Origin of the sequence: Desulfobaculum sp. SPO524 (assembly GCF_044987625.1) — a bacterium.
Classification (GTDB): domain Bacteria; phylum Desulfobacterota; class Desulfovibrionia; order Desulfovibrionales; family Desulfovibrionaceae; genus Desulfobaculum.
The window spans coordinates 887,608-901,520 of sequence record NZ_JBJDSB010000002.1; the positions used below are offsets into that span (position 1 = coordinate 887,608).

Consider the following 13,913-nt stretch of genomic DNA (forward strand, 5'->3'; position numbering starts at 1 on the left):
TCCTTGGATCAGTTTCCCGTGAACAGGAATTTCTTTTCATTGGTTTCCACAAGCGTCGCTTTGGACGGTGCGGCCACATCCTGCAACGGGGCGGTGACGACCGTGTCCTTTCCGGCAGCCTTGGCGGAGTAGAGCGCCTTGTCCGCGAGAGCGATAAGGTCTGGCGGCGTGCCTTCGGCCATGCTTTTATATGTGACAAGCCCTGCCGAACAGGTCACGGAGATGGTGGAATCCACTCCGGGGCAGGGGATCTGCGTTTCGCGCATGCGCGCCAGCAGGCGTTCCACCATGGCGCGCGCTTTGATGAGGCCGGTTCCGGGCAGCAGGAGCGCAAACTCCTCGCCGCCAAGGCGCGCGGCAACGTCGTAGCGCCGGGTTTGGGTCAGCATCAGCCGCCCAAGGGTCACCAGCACTTCGTCGCCGCAGGGGTGGCCGTAGGTGTCGTTGACGGTTTTGAAGTCATCAAGGTCCAACATGACGACGGAGAGTGACGACCCGGCGCGCTGGGCGCGTTCCAGCTCCTGCTCCAGACTGCGCTCAAAGGCGCGGCGGTTGAACAGGCTGGTGAGCGGATCGTGCTCCGTCTGGTAGGCCAGCTCTTCCAGCGTCTGCTGGAGATGCTCCAGAAAAGGATAGTCCCCCTCGCCAAAGGGCAGGGCAAGCCATTCGCGTAGGCCATATTCTTCCGCCAGCGTGGGCCATTGGTCCAACGACAGTCCCGGACACAGGCGCAGTATGCCAAGCACACCGTCCTTTGCGTCACAGGCGGAGAAGTCCTCGTGGGTGCTGTGCACCAGCCTGCGCAGGGATTCCAGCTCCCGCACAAGGGGGTCGTAGTCGACGTCGATGGTCGCGGCGGTCTTATTTTTGGGCATGAATACTCAGCAGGTAGTTTCTGATGAGGGTGTCCAGATCACCGTCCAGCACCGCGTCAACATTGGATATTTCCGTGTTGGAGCGGTGGTCCTTGACCAGCCGGTAGGGCTGCAGGACGTAGGAGCGGATTTGGCTTCCCCATGCGATGGCCTCTTTGTCGGCATATTCGGCCTGCCGCTGTTCGGCGCGCTTGCGCATTTCCCGCTCGTAGAGGCGGGCGCGCAGGACTTTGAACGCGGAGTCCTTGTTGCGGTGCTGGGACTTGTCGTTCTGGCAGGAGACGACGATGCCCGTCGGGATATGGGTCAGCCGCACTGCGGAGCTGGTTTTGTTGACGTGCTGGCCGCCCGCGCCGCTGGCGCGGAAGACGTCTACCCGCACGTCCTCGTCCCGGACTTCAATTTCCACATCCTGCGTGGCGTCGGGGTAGACGTCAACAGAGGCGAAGGACGTATGCCTTCGGCCCGTGGAATCAAAGGGCGAAATACGGACAAGACGGTGAATGCCCTTTTCGGCCTTGAGCAGGCCGTAGGCGTTGGTGCCTTCAATGAGCAGCGTGACGGACTTGATGCCCGCCTCGTCGCCGGGAAGCTGGTCCAGCGTCTTGATTTTAAAACTTTTTGCCTCGGCCCAGCGCACGTACATGCGCAGTAGCATTTCGGCCCAGTCCTGCGCCTCGGTCCCGCCCGCACCGGGGTGGATTTCAAGGATGGCGGGGGCGGCGTCGGCGGGTTCGGCCAGCAGGGTGCGCAGTTCGGCTTCCTGCAGACGCTCGGCCAGCAGGTTCACCTGCTCCTGCAGGGCTTCCAGAACATCCTGGCTCTGGTCCTCGTTTGCCATCAGGAGCCATTCGTCAAGGTCTTCCTTGGCGGCCAGCAGGGCGTCCCACTGTTCCATCAGGCTGGAGAGGTGGCTTTTTTCCTGAAGCATAGGCGTCAGCGCTTCGGGGTTATCCCACGCGCCGGGACGCGACAGCTCCATCTCTATGTCTGCAAGCCGGTCTCTGCTCTGGTTCCGGTCAAAGACGCCCCCAGAGGCTTTCAAAGTCTTTGAGCAGGGAGCCGCCTTGAGCCTTGAGATCGTGATACTGCAACATGGTCGGGAATATATCCTTTGGATTGAATGTCTTGGAAGAACCCAAGAGTATAGGTGATTCGCGGCCGTCAATCAAGCACGCGCACCTGCTCCCGCGCGGGGCGCAGGCAGGCGACACCGCCAAGGATGAGCGCAAGGGCGAAGCTGGCCGTCAGAATGGCTGTGCGGTGGCGGTGGAACGGCGTCATAACGGAAAGAAGGCCCACACCGGAAGCCACAACGCTTTCCGCGCGGAAGAGCGAACTGTGGGCGTGGATGCGTCCGTAGGGATCAATGATGGCTGAGATTCCGGTATTGGTACCGCGCACCAGCCAGCGTCCCTGTTCAACGGCGCGCAGTGCGGACATTTGCAGGTGCTGGAAGGGCGCGGACGAGTGCCCGAACCATGCATCGTTGGAGATGTTTACCAGCAGATTAGCCCCGGCCGCCACGCGGGCCTGCGCCAGTTCCGGGAAAATTGTTTCGTAGCAGATGAGGACGCCAAGATCCATCTGCCCGGCGGGCAGGGGCGTGCTCTTGATGCCGGGCACAAAGTCCCCGCCGCCCTGCACCAGCTTGTTCAAAAAGGGCAGATACTCGCCAAAGGGCACGTATTCGCCAAAGGGGACAAGGTGTTCCTTGTCGTAGAATCCTGCGTTGGAGCCGTCCGGGCCGATGAGGAAGGCGCGGTTGTGCATGCGGTAGCCGCCGCCGTCCGGGATTGGCGTGTACGCGGGGGCGCCGGTGAGCAGATGGGTGTGCCCCTCCCGCGCCAGCTTGCGCACGCGGGCGCTCATGAGGCTGGTTTCCTGAAAATAGAACGGCAGCGCCGTCTCGGGCCAGACGATGAGGTCCGGGGTATTGCCGTCGCGTGTCTGTGCGCCTTCGGTCAGGGTGGCGTACCGGTCCACGGTACCATTTTGGAACGTGACGTCCCACTTTTGGGCTTGGTTGATGTTGCCTTGCACCAGCGCCACGCTGATGGCCCCGTCCGAAGGCAGGGGCTGGGCGGTGCGCATCATGCCGTAGCCGCTGATGGTTGCCAGCACGCCAACGCTTACAGCCACGGCGGCGGCTTTGCCGCGCGCGGCCACGGGCATGGCAATGCTTCCGGCAATGAGGCCGGCAAGGGCGTTGGCGCCGATGAGCGACGCCGCCTGCAACAGCCACGGTACGGGAACAAGCGCGCTGGAGAGCGGCAGCCACGCAAAGCCTGTGAACAGCCAGCCGCGCAAGGCCTCAAGGGCGGTCCAGAGCGCAGCGGCGAAAAGGCCTGTCGCCAGCCAATGGAGCCTCTCCTGCACCAGCCGGAGCCCTGCGGCGAAGATGCCCGTGTACAGCCCGCAGTAGACCCCAAGCAGCATGGGGCAGGGCGCGGCCAGTATCCACGGCAGGTTGCCGTAGTCGTGCACGGGCAGCGCCACCCAGTACATGCAGCCGCCGTAAGCCAGTGCGCCCGCAATGAGCGCGCTGCGGAAGGCCTTGGCCGGGGTGTCGGCAAACAGGCCGCACAGCGCGATGCCAAGCGGGAACAGGAGAATGAGGAAAGGGACCTGAATGAACGGATTGGCAAATCCTATCCAGGCCCCGATGCAGGCAATGAGCGTGGCGATGATGTGGCGCAATTGCTATTCCGAGTCTGTAGGAGCCTCTGAGCGGGGCTTGATGAGTATCCAATGGATTTGCTTGGCGTCGGCGTCCTTAATCTCAAAGACTTCGCCGTTGACGGCAAAGCTTTCGCCATTGGTGGGGACGCGGCCTGCCAGTTCGCAGATGAAGCCACTGAGGGTTTCCACCTGTTCGGACTCCAGCTTCAGCCCCAGCCGCTCCTCAATTTCCTCAAGGGGGGCGCGTCCGCTGACCATGAAGGTATTTTCCTCAACGGTCTGGATGTCTTCCGGGCGGGGCTGGTCGTATTCGTCTTCAATCTCGCCGACGATTTCCTCCATGATGTCCTCAAAGGTCACAAGGCCGGAGGTGCCGCCGTATTCATCAAGAGCGATGGCGAGGTGATTTTTTGTGGAGCGGAAAAGCTGCAACATATCCGTCACGGCCTTGGTCTCGGGGATGAGCAGCGGCTGGCGCATAATGTCGCGGCATGTGGCGGTGCTGTCCTCATGCTTATGGCTGACCCGCAAGAGGTCCTTGGCGTGGACGATGCCTACGATGTTATCTCGGTTTTCCTTGTAGATGGGGATGCGGGAGTGCCCGCACTCCATAATGAGGGCGGCAATGTCTTCCAGCGGGTCCTCAATCTCCGCACACTGGATGTCCGTGCGGGGAATCATGATATCGCAGACCTGTTTGCGTCCAAGTCGAAGGACGTTTGACATCATGGAGACTTCCGTCGCCGTGAGTTCTCCGTCCTGTCTGGCCTCAAGAAGGGCGTCTTCGATCTGGCTGCCCTTGTGGCCGAAAAGTCTACTGAAAAGAGAGGTGAACAATCCTTCCGAATCGTCTTCCAACGTGGTTCCTCCTGTGGTGTGTTGGCGCGTAATACTTCTTCGAAAATGTAAGAGGTTGCAAGCCTACGTCAAGCCTTTTTCCCGGTAGAGTTGCAGATGACGTCGTGCAACCCAGTTGCCGACGGCGGGAATACCGTTTTCATCCACCGTCCGCCAGACAATTTCGCCTCCGCCTTCCTTGAGCAGGCGTCCGCGCTCCACAAACTGTACTCCAGCCTCCAGGCGCTTGGTGTCGAACTCCTCGTACCTGTTTTGCACGCGCACCATGGACCACAGGGTGACCTTTTTGGACGCCTCCGGGTCAAAGAGCTGCGCCATGACGACGTAGCGCTCGCCAATTTCAAAGTTCAGGCCGGACTGTTTTACGGTCTCGTGCGGCAGCTCAAGGCGCATGCCGCCGGAGGAGATATTCATGATGCGGACGGGCCTGTCGGTCATATCGCGCGAGGCAAGAAGCGGCGGACGGCCCCAGTCCTTGATGTGGGTGAGGCGTTTGCCGTCTCTGGACAGCGGGTCCGGCCACAGGGCCAGCCCCAGCGTGTATTGCAGAGGTGGCTCAATACGCAGGGACAAGCGCTTTTGGCTGAGTTCCACATGGTCGGGAACGGGCAGGCTCAGCAGGGTGACGTCTTTGGAAACCTTGCGGATGCCCTTGATGCGCGTTGAAAAGGTGTAGAAGTCGGAATGTCCGGGGCGGGCGGGGTTTGTGATGCGGAAGAAGCACTCCACAGGGCGCTCCAGCCAGCCTTGATGCGCTTTGACAAAGCCGGAGATTTCAAGCTCCAGCAGGCCGTTTCGGACGTCTTCCAGTGAGCAGGCGGTGGAGGTTCGGTTGCCGGCGTTGCTTTCGCCGCCAAAGCGCAGTTCGATTTTGCTGCGCTGAACCATGACGGAGTCAAAAAGGTTGGCGATGTCGCCGGGGTCCACAATCCATGACGGGGGCGTGGTTTTTTTGCGCGAGCGCATGTAGTGGTTCACCAAAATGCCGCACCCGCCCACGATGAAGACCACGCTCAGCGTGGCGAGAATCGTGATGAAGGTGTCGCCGGACAATCCCCAGGAGCCGAAGGTGTTCTGGACGTTGTTCAGGAAGGACTTGTCGATAGTCCCGCGCTGGGCCGTGATGAGCGGCAGGGCGCTGTCTGTGAGAATGTCGGGGGAAAACTGCATGGACTCTCTGGCTCCTCCTCGGAGCATAGTGTGTTTGCTGTGCGCCGCCGTGGTGGCGGGGGTGGCAGCATGGCGCGGTAACGTTGTAGCGCGACGGGTTTTTGACGCGGCAATTGGCCGCTGTGCGTATTTGCCCGTCCTGCAAGGAAAAGCGTTGGCTGCTGCCATGTATTTATGCAAAAAGAAGTCCAGAGTACAAGTCTTTTGATGCATGAAAAATGGCTGAAATGGCGGGATATTGCGACGAGGGGATGACGCGGCCACGAAATGGAAGGGGTGTGCGGGCCAAGCAGAGGCGAAACGCAACCGCCGACGGGGCGCGACGTGTGCCGAGAGTATACGCCCGGTGAGGGCTGGTGTGAACGATTTTCGTCACAAAATCGTCACAAAATCGTCACGGGGGGCGGCGCTGTTGGTGGCGGCTAAGGGCGGTGCCGGCAGCTCTTGTGTGGAGCGTATTGAGAGGTGGCCCGTGGGAGGAGAAGTGATGAGAGGTGATTGCGGAATAACGCGCGGGCTGGGGTGCAGATGGGGCGACTGGCAAGCGCTCGCCGCCAAAGGGAGGCGCACGGGAAATCGTGCCGCGTTTTGAGGCGCCGGCCCTGCATTATGCCTTGATGCACGTCGCTGGGAGTGCGGGGCCTAGCGCGTTGCCGCGTCCCGGTGCCCTGTGGACCGGGACGCAGGGCAAGGGCGGCAGTTACAAGGCCCAGCGCAGACCGGGAGCGCCGGGAATCAGGCCGAGCCTGCGGCAGTAGTCCGCAAACAGGGTCAGGGAGGCTTGCTCCTTGGGGCCAAGCTCGTAGTCCAGCGTGGACAGGTAGTCCTCAATGCCGTCGCGTGAAATCCATGTACAGATGTCATCCATCTCGGCAATTTCGCCGATGGCTTCGTGGCAGGAGAGCTTGCATTTGACAAGGGCGGTGTGCACGTCCGCCAGCAGGTCTAGCTGTTCCTCGCTCAGGCCGTTTCGGACCATCCAGACCGCAAAGACAAAGGGCAGACCTGTGAACTCCCGCCACTCGTTGGCAAGGTCGATGATGTGCCAGCCTTCGGGCGGGCGCAGCCAATGCCGCAGGGCGTAGTTGCCAATCTCAAGGAACGGGCGGTCCATGGTGTGGCCGGTTCCGGCGTCGATGGCCGTCCAGTCCGCCTGCGGGAATTGCCAGTGGAAGTGCCACAGCGTCTTGAGCAGGGCCACGGAACTGGCCGAAGCCTTGGTCACGTGGATTTGGGGACCGTTGTCGGCCATCCACTGCGGGATGTCCTCCAGCGCCACGGGGCTGACGAGCAGGACGCTCTTGACCGGGCCGGCGGGCGCGGTGATGGACAGGCCGGGAAGCAGGCGGTAGCGCTCCGCGTGGGCGAGGTATTCAAAGGCGGAGCCGGGCGACAGGTCGATGCTGCCATCCAGCAGGCCGGCGTTCATCTCCGCGGGATGCCCCTGAATGTAGCGGATGTCGTCAGATGGCGGAAAGTGGTGCTTGAGGGTCTGAAAGAGGGGCAGCACGTTCAGATAGCTGATTTGCCCGATATTGAGGCGAGGTGATGTCATATTGGGATGTCCTTTGTTGCGCGTAACGGCTGGGGGCGGTGGGCGCGTGGCCCCGCCACCGCAATGAAAAAGGCCACCGAAGCTATAGCTCCGGTGGCCGTATAACGCAACAGACTGATGCGGGCTGTGGCTAGTCCAGCTGGGAGATCAGGTACTGCTTGATCTCGTCGATGGAGCCTTCGCCGTTCAGCTCAATGTACTTGAAGCCAGCGGAGTCGGCCTTGTTCTTGTAGTAGTAGGCCGCAGCGAGGGTGCCAGTCTCGGTGTCGTAGTAGATGTTGTGGCGCTTGTCGATGGCGTCCTCGTCCTGGTCGTCGGCGCGGGCGGTCAGCTCGCCACCACAGACGCGGCACTTGTCGCCATCGGGAGCGATGACCGGGATGCCCACGTTGTTGGGGTGGTTCGGGTCGTTGGCGCAGAGGCGACGGCCCATGATGCGGGCTTTGGCAACTTCGCGGGGGAGCAGGATTTCAATGACGTAGTCCAGCTTGACGCCGTCCTTTTCCAGAGCTTCCCACAGCTTCTCGGCCTGAGCGATGGAGCGGGGGAAGCCGTCCAGCAGCCAGCCGTTGGCGGAGGACTGATTCAGCACGTCCAGAACCATGGGGATGGTGATGTCATCGGGAACCAGCTCGCCCTTGTCGATGTATTCCTTGGCCTTTTTGCCAAGTTCGGTGCCGCCGCCGATGTGCTTGCGGAAGATAGCGCCGGACTCAATGTGGTCGAGATTGTATTTCTGCTTAGCCAGGGAGCCTTGCGTACCTTTACCGCTGCCATTGGGACCGAAAATAAGAATATTCACTGGTTCCTCCTTCACAAGTTGAAAATTTCACAAAGCTCTATCCTTCTCGCCAGCCGCTGTCAATGCCAAGACCCGGCAAGAAGGCAAAAAGTGCTGGGAGCTTAGCCGCAGCGGGGTTTCAGGAGGACGCCGGCGGCAGAGCACGTGGCGGTTTTGCCTCCCGGAAACTGGACGGTCTTGCCGCCCTCGCGGCTGAGAAAGAGCGCATCCAAACGGTGGAGTGCGTCGGCCCGGCACTGGCCGGGACCAAGGCGTTCCAGCGCGGCTTTGAAAATCCGCAGCCGCAAGGCCTTGTGTGTATCTTCAATGATTTCACGGCGCAAGAAGATTGTGCCGTCGCCTTGAACCGCTCCGGACAGGGCGGCGCTGGCCTGCGCGGCAAAGAAATCCGCATCAAGGCGGGCAAGACGCCACTGTTCAGCGATGCAGCCCAGAAAGTTCGGGTTTTCACGAGTAAGACGGGGCAGGATGTCGTGGCGGAAGCGGTTTCGGGTGTAGGTGGTATCCGCATTGGTGGCATCTTCCACCCACGGCAGGGCAAGGCCTGTGGCAAAGCCCTCAATCTGCGCGCGCGTGGTGAGCAGCAGGGGCCGGATGACGTGCCGTTCCGGCACGACGGCGCGCATGCCGCCTAGCTGGGGCCAGCCTGCGCCGCGCGTCTGGCGCATCAGCACGTCTTCGCCAAGGTCGTCAAGGGTGTGCCCAAGGGCGATGAAGTCCGCGCCCTCGTCCGCGCGAACCTCCTCAAGGAAGGCGTAGCGCGCCGAGCGCGCGGCGTTTTCCACGCCGGATGCCCCGCCTGCCATGGCGCGGACGTCAACGCGCCGGTGCGTGAAGGGGTTGCCCCACGCCTTGCAGGTGCGGCGTGCGTGGGCGGCGTCTTCTGCGGATTCTGCGCGCAGACCGTGGTCCAGATGCGCGGCGGTGACGGTGCACTCCAGCCGCCGCGACAGCAGCGACAGCGTGGCCAACAGGACCGTGGAGTCCACGCCACCGGAAAAGCCCACGACAATGCGCGCGCCGCGCAGGTCGAGGCTGAGTTCCTCGGTCATGAAGCGCTGGACGCGCAGGCAGAACCGGGCGTGTTCCGGGGCAAGGTCTTGGATGCGGTGGGGGAGTGCCATGGTCAGCCTCCTCGCGTTTGCGGGGGCATGTGGTGTGTGTTGGCTGCTTGTGGTGCTGAAAGGCGGGCAGAGCGCGCGGCCCTGCCCGCCATGATAGTGCAGGATAAAATCGGCGCGTTAGGCCGGGATGTCCTGTTCCTTGAGCAAGCTGTCCAGCCAGTTGATGGCGTAGTTGCGCTGGTCCGGGGTGGCGTAGGTGACACAGCCGCAGCGGATGATGTTTCTGGCGCGGGCCAGCAGTTCCATGCGCAGGCCGTCTTCCAGCACTTCGATACCGAAGCTGTAGGGGCCGCAGGAGTCCGCGTGTTCGGTCTGCAACTCGGAGTAGAGTTCCTGAGGCAGGTCCAGCCAGTAGAAGCCGTTCATGGAGCCGCTCATGTCTTTGGCGTCGAGGGCTTTTTGCAGTCGCTCAATGTCGTCAGTCGTCAGTTCGTCGATGTGGTAGTTGCGCATGGTCCTCTCGCTGGAAGTGTCGGTGTCTGTCCGTGGCCGGTGGCGTTGGACTATTCGGATTTCTTACAGCCGCAGGCCGCGCGGAGCTGCACCACATTGCGTTTGCGGTCCGCGTGGGCGTTCTCCGGGATGGATTCGCCATCGAGGTTGAACATCCTGCGTGTGGTGTCGATAAAGCGCTGCGCCGCGCCTTCTTCCTGCGTACGGCGTTTCAGGAAGGTGATAGGCTCGTGGTAGAGCTTATGCGCCAGAGATTTGACAAGGGTCTCAAGTGCTTCGCGCTCTTCATCGGAAACATCGCCAAGGCGCTTCATGGTCTTGGATAGCTCGCGCATGGCAATGGTTTCGCCCTTGTCCAGCAGGTCGCAGATGGTGGGGTTCAGCTCCAGGGACTCCAGCCACGTATCAAACTGCCGGGTTTCGGAGTCGATAATGGCTTCGGCCTTGGTGGCTTCTTCCCGCCGCTGGGCAAGGTTTTCCTCCACCACTTCCTTCAGGTCGTCGATGTCGTAGAGGTAGACGTTGTCCAGCCCGTTGACGTCGGGGTCGATGTCGCGCGGGACGGCGATGTCGATGAAGAACATGGGGCGGTTGCGGCGTTTTTTGAGCACGGGCTTCAAGTCCTTGGCGCGGATGATGGCTTCCGTTGCGCCGGTAGAGCTGATGACGATGTCCACGTCCGCGAGCTTGCGGTGCATCTCCTCAAACATGATGGGCGTACCATTCATGCGGCGGGCAAGCTCCTCACCACGGTGGTAGGTGCGGTTGGCGACCATGATTTCCTGCACGCCACCGTTGATAAGGTGGGTGGCGGCAAGCTCGGCCATTTCGCCTGCGCCGACCAGCATGGCGCGGTGGTCGCTCATATCGCCGAAGATTTTCTTGGCCAGTTCCACAGCGGCGTAGCTGATGGAAACGGCGGAGCTGGCGATGGACGTTTCGGTGCGCACCCGCTTTGCCACGGAGAACGCCTTGTGCAGGGCGCGGTTCACAATAACCTTGGCCGAGCCGTATTCCACGGACTTGCGGTAGGCATCCTTGAGCTGGCCCAGAATCTGCGGTTCGCCAACGACCATGGAATCAAGGCTGGCCGCCACGGTGAACAGGTGCTTGATGGCGTCCAGCCCCTCGTGGATATACACGTGGGGTTTCAGCTGCGGCACGCTGCCGCCACAGTTCGAGGCCCAAAAGTGCAGAATGTCGTCCGCCGTCATGCTCTCGTCGGTGACGACCAGCATTTCGACGCGGTTGCAGGTGGAAAGGGTGAGAGCCTCGCTCACGCGACCGTCCGGGGTCACGAAGCCGAGTTCCACGGTGTTACAGTCCTTGAGGGCATATGCCTCGCGGATTTCCACACCAGCCGTCCGGTGGTTGAGTCCTATGAGAAAAATCTTCTGTTTCATGAGATCTGCATGAAGTTGTGGTGCGAGGGCATCATGAAGTTCACGACGACCAGTGAAAGGACACTGAACAGGAACACGGCAATGGCGAGCAGTGCCGCCTTGCGCCCACGCCAACCGACGGCGAGGCGCTGGTGGAACAGGTAGGCATACACCAACCAGATGAGAATGGAGACCACTTCCTTGGGGTCGCCCGTGACGATGCGTCCCCACGCAAAGCGGCCCCAAATGAAGCCAGACAGCAGGCCCACGGTGTACAGCGGAAAGCCGAACACCACGGCGTGGTAGTTGGCGCGGTCAAAGGTATTCAGCGAGGGCAGGTCCTTGCGGAAGCCCGTCAGCTTTTCCTTGGTCTTAATCTTGCGCTCCAGATGGATGAACAGCACGCCTGCGGCAAAGGCCATGGCCAAAAAGGCCAAGCTGAAGAACAGCGAGCCGATGTGCAGCATAAAGAACGACCCCGCCAGAGCCTTGGGCATAAGCACCTTGGAGCCGGGCAGGGTGACGGACGAAAGGTAGAGCAGCAGCGCCAGCGGAGAGGCCGCCAGTGCCAGAAAGTCGAGCTTTAAGCGCCACCACAGGGTAAAAAAGATAGCCAGCAGCACCCAGCCCAGCAGGCTCAGGTGAAAGCCGCCTTCCAGAAAACCGGAGTAGCCCATCTGGTTAAAGAACAGGGCGAGGGAGATGGTGTGCAGGCCAAAACCCGCACCGGACGCGACCCCAGCGGCCTTTTTCAGGCCGGGACGCACGCCGAGCATGCCGCCGATGAACAGGGCGGCGCCCAGCGAGTACAGCAGCGTGATGCCAATTGGCAGAGCGTTAAACAATTCCATCGATGAGTTCTCCGATGTGGGGATGCAGCGCCTTGGGCAGCGTGTCCTGCAGGATGGCCTGTATGCGCTGGCTGTCCCCGTCGCCCACGGCGTCAAGAAGCGGACCGTAGGCGAGTTGTCTGAAAAGTGATGTGTTGTCGCATGTCGGCATACCCTGCTCCAGAACCAGCGGCCGGATGCGCCCCATCAACGTGATGAAGCCGCCATAGCGCGGACCGAGCGTGTCTTCAAGCTCCTTTCGTATGCGGCGGCACACGGCGGGGCTGGCTCCGCCCGTGGAAAACGCCACCACAAGGCTGTCGCGGCAGAAGGTGGCCGGAACGATGAAGCCGCTTTCGGCCGGGGCGTCGGCAATATTGCACAGGGTGCCCGCGGCATTGCACAGCCGGGCCACGCGCGCGTTCAGTTCGGCATTGCTCGTGCATGCAAAAACGAGGGTGCACCCCGTGATGTCATCATCGCTGAACGGGCGCTGGTTATAGACCACGGCGGGGTCGTCCAGCAAGGGGATCATGGCCTCGGATGGCGGCGCGGTATCTATGACGGTGATTGCGGCAGGATGGCACGAGGCAAGCGTCTTGACCTTGCGCAGGCCAACTTCACCAGCACCCACCACCAGACACCGTCGTCCGTGCAGGTTCAAAAATGCGGGATAATGTCGCATGGCCGCGTCATACCAGAAGTGCACCCCGCCTGCAAAAGGTTATCCGGCCGGATTGTCTGTGGATTGTTGCCCGCAACGCCAAACTGCGGTACCTTCGCCGCTGGAAAAACTGCGCGAAAACACGCATTTCACGGAGATAGAGCCTACAATGCCAACGTCCCGCCCAGCCTCCGCTGGCCATTACCTTATCATACAACTTGCCCGCTTCGGTGACCTGTTGCAGACCAAGCGGCTTATCGCCACGCTGCTTGCGCGCCCGCAGAGCACCCTCCATCTGGTGGTGGACCGCTCGTTGGTCGACATCGCCCAGCTCGTGTACCCGCAGTGCGTGGTGCACGGCGTTATGGCCCACCGTTCCGGCGCTCCCGCGCCTGCCGAAGTGCTGGCCGCCAACCTTGGCGTGTTCTCCTCGCTGCGGGAGATTCCCTTTGCCGAGGTGTACAACCTGAATCTTTCTGGCATGAATTTCGCTCTCTCTGCGTTGTTCGCCCCGGAGCGTGTTCGTGGGCATAAATTGCAGGGTGGGCAGGAGATTTCGGACCTGTGGCCGCGCATGGCCATGCGCTGGACGCGTGTTCGCCGCGCCGCCGGGCTGAACCTTGTGGACTTTTGGGCCGAGCTTGCAGACGACCCCATCGCCCCCGGCGAGGTGAATCCCATCGCCCGGCGCGGCGGCAAGGGCGTTGGCGTGGTGCTGGCCGGGCGCGAATCGCGCCGCAGTGTGCCGCCCGCCATGCTCACCACCATTGCCGGCGCGGTGGCGCAGGGCACGCGCAGTGAGCGCATTGTGCTCATGGGCAGCCGCGGCGAGCGCTCCCTTGCCAAGGAGTTTATGGGCGCGGCATCGTCCCGTCTTGCCGCCATGACCGAGAACACCGTAGGCCAGACCGACTGGGCGGGCCTTATCGATACGCTCACCGGTCTGGACGCCGTTATCACGCCGGATACCGGGACCATGCATCTTGCCGCGCATCTTGGGGTGCCTGTGCATGCGCTCTTTCTTTCCTCGGCGTGGTGTTTCGAGACCGGTCCATACGGCATCGGCCACCGGGTATGGCAGACGAACGAGTCCTGCGCGCCCTGCCTGGAGTCCGACCCGTGCCCCTATGACGTGGCCTGTCTGTCCGCCTTTGCCGACCGCGAACTGTTGCGCCATCTTGCCGGGAATCCGGCGTTTGAGATTCCGCAGGGGCTGGTGGGGTATGTCAGCGCCGTGGACCCCCTTGGCGTGACGTATCGTCCCGTTCTTGGCGAGGACCCAGCCGCCGAGAAGCGGCAGGCCTTCCGCGCGCTGGTGGGCCAGCATCTTGGGCGCAATATTCTCGGCCCCGCGCCGGACCAAAGCCTTGTGCACCGGATTTTTCACGAGGCCGACTGGATGCTGGAGCAGGGCGCGTCGCGCTACGAGCCTTTGGAGAGCACTCCCGCGCCCGGCGCAGGCTCCTGCGCAGCCGGGGCCTAGGCAGGCGCGGAGTCATCGCACCCCGGACCGAGTAC

13 protein-coding genes are annotated in these 13,913 nt (G+C 61.9%); 1 reads left to right on the forward strand and 12 read right to left on the reverse strand.

Features of this window, described 5'->3' with window-relative positions; all coding sequences use genetic code 11:
* Positions 1-8 precede the first annotated feature (8 nt).
* The 12 genes from ACI3L3_RS09585 to ACI3L3_RS09640 form a co-directional block, all read right to left on the reverse strand.
* On the reverse strand, positions 9-875 hold the full coding sequence (locus ACI3L3_RS09585; RefSeq protein WP_404844889.1) for a GGDEF domain-containing protein: 867 nt from the start codon (positions 873-875) through the stop codon (positions 9-11).
* A protein-coding gene (gene prfB / locus ACI3L3_RS09590) for a peptide chain release factor 2 (RefSeq protein ID WP_404844890.1) occupies positions 862-1,972 on the reverse strand; the annotation gives its coding sequence in 2 pieces (ribosomal slippage) (positions 862-1,896 and positions 1,898-1,972; 1,110 coding nt in all). Before prfB ends, ACI3L3_RS09585 begins: the two co-directional genes overlap by 14 nt.
* Positions 1,973-2,039: 67 nt before the next feature.
* Positions 2,040-3,575 carry an apolipoprotein N-acyltransferase gene (gene lnt / locus ACI3L3_RS09595; RefSeq protein WP_404844891.1) on the reverse strand — a complete coding sequence of 512 codons (1,536 nt, stop codon included), beginning with the start codon at positions 3,573-3,575 and terminating at the stop codon, positions 2,040-2,042.
* A gap of 3 nt (positions 3,576-3,578) precedes the next feature.
* Positions 3,579-4,415 carry a hemolysin family protein gene (locus tag ACI3L3_RS09600; RefSeq protein WP_404844892.1) on the reverse strand — a complete coding sequence of 279 codons (837 nt, stop codon included), beginning with the start codon at positions 4,413-4,415 and terminating at the stop codon, positions 3,579-3,581.
* Between the two features lie 63 nt (positions 4,416-4,478).
* Positions 4,479-5,585 carry a hypothetical protein gene (locus ACI3L3_RS09605; RefSeq protein ID WP_404844893.1) on the reverse strand — a complete coding sequence of 369 codons (1,107 nt, stop codon included), beginning with the start codon at positions 5,583-5,585 and terminating at the stop codon, positions 4,479-4,481.
* Between the two features lie 700 nt (positions 5,586-6,285).
* The gene (locus tag ACI3L3_RS09610; RefSeq protein ID WP_404844894.1) at positions 6,286-7,140 is read right to left on the reverse strand and encodes a menaquinone biosynthetic enzyme MqnA/MqnD family protein; all 855 of its coding nucleotides are present in this window, start codon (positions 7,138-7,140) and stop codon (positions 6,286-6,288) included.
* 130 nt (positions 7,141-7,270) lie between these two features.
* The gene (locus ACI3L3_RS09615; protein ID WP_404844895.1) at positions 7,271-7,942 is read right to left on the reverse strand and encodes an adenylate kinase; all 672 of its coding nucleotides are present in this window, start codon (positions 7,940-7,942) and stop codon (positions 7,271-7,273) included.
* A gap of 101 nt (positions 7,943-8,043) precedes the next feature.
* Positions 8,044-9,066, reverse strand: a complete 1,023-nt coding sequence (gene tilS, locus ACI3L3_RS09620) for a tRNA lysidine(34) synthetase TilS (protein WP_404844896.1) — start codon at positions 9,064-9,066, stop codon at positions 8,044-8,046.
* Positions 9,067-9,183: 117 nt separating this feature from the next.
* Positions 9,184-9,519, reverse strand: coding sequence for a hypothetical protein (locus ACI3L3_RS09625; RefSeq protein WP_404844897.1), 336 nt, complete (start codon positions 9,517-9,519; stop codon positions 9,184-9,186).
* A gap of 50 nt (positions 9,520-9,569) precedes the next feature.
* Complete coding sequence (gene hemA, locus ACI3L3_RS09630) at positions 9,570-10,922, reverse strand: glutamyl-tRNA reductase (RefSeq protein WP_404844898.1); 1,353 nt, start codon at positions 10,920-10,922, stop codon at positions 9,570-9,572.
* The gene (locus ACI3L3_RS09635) at positions 10,919-11,752 is read right to left on the reverse strand and encodes an inner membrane protein YpjD (RefSeq protein ID WP_404844899.1); all 834 of its coding nucleotides are present in this window, start codon (positions 11,750-11,752) and stop codon (positions 10,919-10,921) included. The genes hemA and ACI3L3_RS09635 overlap by 4 nt, the downstream gene beginning before the upstream one ends.
* Complete coding sequence (locus ACI3L3_RS09640) at positions 11,739-12,416, reverse strand: bifunctional precorrin-2 dehydrogenase/sirohydrochlorin ferrochelatase (protein ID WP_404844900.1); 678 nt, start codon at positions 12,414-12,416, stop codon at positions 11,739-11,741. The genes ACI3L3_RS09635 and ACI3L3_RS09640 overlap by 14 nt, the downstream gene beginning before the upstream one ends.
* A gap of 148 nt (positions 12,417-12,564) precedes the next feature.
* On the opposite strand from ACI3L3_RS09640, the gene ACI3L3_RS09645 reads away from it, so the two are divergent.
* Positions 12,565-13,878 (forward strand): glycosyltransferase family 9 protein, encoded by a 1,314-nt coding sequence (locus tag ACI3L3_RS09645; RefSeq protein ID WP_404844901.1) that lies wholly within the window; start codon positions 12,565-12,567, stop codon positions 13,876-13,878.
* The last annotated feature ends 35 nt before the right edge of the window (positions 13,879-13,913 follow it).